The sequence below is a fragment of the Allobosea sp. 05T433 genome, assembly GCF_056396065.1.
This window is the reverse complement of record NZ_JBFTKS010000081.1, coordinates 1-3,386: the sequence shown is the minus strand read 5'-3', so window position 1 is coordinate 3,386 and position 3,386 is coordinate 1. Positions and strand designations below refer to the sequence as shown.

Annotated in this window: 2 protein-coding genes and 2 pseudogenes; 2 read left to right on the top strand and 2 right to left on the bottom strand. The window is 58.6% G+C overall.

The genetic code is table 11. The annotated features are described in order from the left end of the window. Positions 1 to 217: 217 nt before the first annotated feature. Positions 218 to 667 (top strand): annotated as a pseudogene (locus tag AC1DGP_RS34955) (integrase core domain-containing protein); the annotation flags it as partial. A gap of 70 nt (positions 668 to 737) precedes the next feature. Here the strand turns inward: AC1DGP_RS34955 and AC1DGP_RS34950 are convergent. Both AC1DGP_RS34950 and AC1DGP_RS34945 read right to left on the bottom strand, forming a co-directional pair. Continuing rightward, positions 738 to 950 (bottom strand): hypothetical protein, encoded by a 213-nt coding sequence (locus AC1DGP_RS34950; protein WP_476770527.1) that lies wholly within the window; start codon positions 948 to 950, stop codon positions 738 to 740. 786 nt (positions 951 to 1,736) lie between these two features. After that, entirely contained in the window at positions 1,737 to 2,372 is a 636-nt protein-coding gene (locus tag AC1DGP_RS34945) for a hypothetical protein (protein WP_476833260.1), read from the bottom strand. A gap of 318 nt (positions 2,373 to 2,690) precedes the next feature. Here AC1DGP_RS34945 and AC1DGP_RS34940 point away from each other — a divergent pair. Beyond that, positions 2,691 to 3,386: pseudogene (locus AC1DGP_RS34940) on the top strand (adenylate cyclase); the annotation flags it as partial.

Sequence of the window (3,386 nt, the reverse complement as noted above, 5' to 3'; positions counted from 1 at the left end):
CGCTCTGGCCGGCTGGCTGTCGGACCAGGACGCCACGCCGGCAAGCAGGGCGAAAGCAAGCGACCAGTGCTTCAATGTCGACATGTTGTGGCCTCCGGGTTGGCCCGCCTGGATCCCTCGTCGTTCGCCTCTGCGACCGCGGGGGGAAGCGGGACTTCGGTGAAGCTGCAACGATAGGCGACGGCCCAAGGGGGCGGGAGTAGAGCGGATCTGGCGGCGGGAGGGGCTGAAGGTGCCGGCCAGGCAGCTGCTCAAGTCCATCGACGTCATCGACGTGCTATCCGATCTCTTCATCCTCCGCGGAGTGCCCGGGCATGTTCGTTCGGACAACGGTCCCGAGTTCGTCGCCAAGGCGGTGCGGGAGGGGATCGTGGCGGTTGGAGCGAAGACGGCATTTATCGAACCTTGCAGTCCTTGGGAGAACGGCTATTGCGAGAGCTTTAACTCCAAGCTTCGCGACGAACTCCTGAACAGCGAGCTGTTCTACAGCCTCGCCGAGGCCCGGATCGTCATCGAGGGCTGGCGTCAGCATTACAATACCCGGCGCCCACACTCCTCGCTCGGCTACCGGCCGCCAGCACCAACCGCCGTGGCGTGGCCGGCTACGCAAACCCAACCCGCTTCGCCGGCCACCTCAAACGTGGCCGCCAAGCCCAGCATGCATTAGATTAGAACCGGGCCACCTGATGGGGGCAGGCCACCGTCGCGGGCAATTGACGCGATTCGATACACTTCAGTTAGTTCAATTCGTCCTTATCGCCCCATCCCAATCTTACGCTATGCAACTCGATTTCTTCCCGAACAGCAGACAGGGCCATATGAATTGCCGCAAGTTCCCGTAACGCATCGGGAGTGGGTGGGGACACTTTCCCCGCTAGTGTTTCAATGAACTTGAGGCGCGCTGCTTCAAGGTTGGCCTGAAGATCGTGCACGGGATGGAGCTTTGTCATCGTGGCCACCCTATAACGGAGTACATGAGGGCGCGATTGGTCGCGCTGTTTGCATAAACTCTGGGCGTGGACCCGCTTCCTTATGGTTACGGTCTGCGCATCTTGCCCCAAGTCGCCATCCGGTGGAAGTGTCCGTTGCTGGCCGGTACCGTCGTCCAGGCTCGCCGAATTGGGTGGGCTAACAGACCCTCGGTGCGACCGGCTAGGACCGCCTTCTCGAAAATCCGAGCAGTTTAGTCGTACATCAGACGTGGCCGCTGGAGAACACCATCACCAAACCTCAGCGTTCGCTTCTCACAGTTGGGACAAAGATGAAGGCCGCTCGATAGCGTGTCCTTGTCCCATGACGCGACAGTACGGCCAGACACGTCGGATATTGCGGGATCGCCGTACTTCACAACCGCCTCTGATCCGCATCTGAGACAACGGTATGGCACGATCTGAAGGTTCACTGAGGTAAGGTCGACGCAGTTCGTGCAGTGGCACGGCCAATCGGGCGAAGCTATCAGTGTTTCCCTAGCGAGAGCTCATCGTCTGTCCTAGCCTCACCAGTAGTAGCTCTGGCGGTAATAGCCCCGATTCCAGCCGTAATAACGGGGGGGCATAATAGGCTGGCCGCGCATAGTAATGACGCAGGCGGTAATAGACCCGCGGCCCATAATAGGCAGGGTAGCCATATCCGTAGGCCGGGTATACGTAGCAATACACCCGGCGATCTGCCGAGGGAGCTCGCTCAAGAGCGTGGGGCCAGGTCCCCCCATCCACATCCAGGACGGCAATCCACACTCAATCGAGCAGCCGAATGTCATTTTCCTGACGCTCTCGCAGGGCTACTGCCTTCGAGCGAGCGTCCGAAATCGTCAGAATCTCGAGCACCTGCGTATGGGTTTCGCGATAGACGCTGCGAAAGGCCATCCAAAAGGTCTTTCCGCCGATAGAGATTTTTCCGGTTGCGGTGACACTGGTGGCGCCGCTGAAGTTACTGACTATACTCGCGCCAACTTGGCTCGCCCCGATGCTTTCAAACGCATTTGATACGACGCGTCTCAGCGAATCTTCCAGCTCTGCGACCCGATACGGGGCCGGCAGCGTCGCTGTTGAAATGGTGACACGCTCAAATTCGTTGATACCTCGGCTTAACTGGATCATACGCACTGAGGCATTGCCAATCTGTATCGTCTCCTCACCTTTGGTGAAGGGCACATCCGAACTAACGGCGATCTTCATGTCGGCAAAGAACTCGCTGCGCGGCATGGTCTCGGACCATTCAAGCGTGAATAGGCGCTGAGCCCGGGCGACGACGCCTTCCAATCCTTCGAGAACCCGACTGGCCATCTGCTCGGTCACATGGACCGATTGGCCGCGGGTAAAGATCGGAACATCTGTGAACCGCTCCGCTTTTCCGGGGTCGTCGCCACGCAAAGCCTTGCGGCGACCGCATCAGCCATACTGGCCGCTGGCACTGTAATTAGTACGGAACAAGAATGAATTTGGAACATCCAGCTGGGACGGAATGTCAAAGGCGGGACGGAGGGTCAAGCCCGCGCGTCGACCGCATTATTGCCGCAGCGCGCCACCATAGTTCGTCCGAAATTTGGCGAATATTTAAGCAACAAATATTGCCCGATGCGATTTAAGGGGTGTAGAAATCTGAGCGAATACCCTTAAGTGGGATCGCAGTGATCGCCCCATCTGAACATCATGCGCATGCCGGGATTGATGAGCGGGAGAATTAACTCCATGAACCGGCAAGTGACATCGAGTTTTGTTCCTGATGCCTCGCGTTCCCAACCGCAACCCGCGCCATGCGAAGCCGATATCCGCGCGCAACTGCATTGCATTTTGGCAAGCCGCGATTTCAGCGCTCCGGATCGGCTGCGGCGGTTTCTGTCCTATGTGATTGAGGAGACGCTCGCTGGCCGGGCCGACCGCATAAAGGCCTATTCGATCGCGGTCGAAGTCTTCGGGCGGGATGCGAATATCGACATTTTGAACGATCCGGTCGTGCGCATCGAGGCCGGTCGGCTCCGGCGCGCATTGGAGCGATATTACTTTCTTGAAGGCAAGACAGACCGGGTCCTGATCGAAATTCCCAAGGGAAGCTACGTGCCGAGCTTTGCATGGCGATTGGGCGATCAGTTGCTTGCCCAACCCCTCTCATTGACCGAACCGCAGCCGCTATCCCGACCCCGTCCAGACTTCTTCGGCTGGCTCAGACGCCCCTGGCTCATCGGCTCGGTTACTGCGCTGGCGTTCGGTACCGTTGTGACAGTCATGGTAATGGGGGATTCATCACGACCGGCTGCTTCATCGACAAGCACCCCGGGTCTCTCTCTTCTCGTAAAGCCATTCGTCAACCTGTCCCCAACGCCAGACGCCGGTGTTTTTGCTGCMGGCCTTTCCGAAGAGATGCTCTCGCAGCTCGCTACGTTTCAG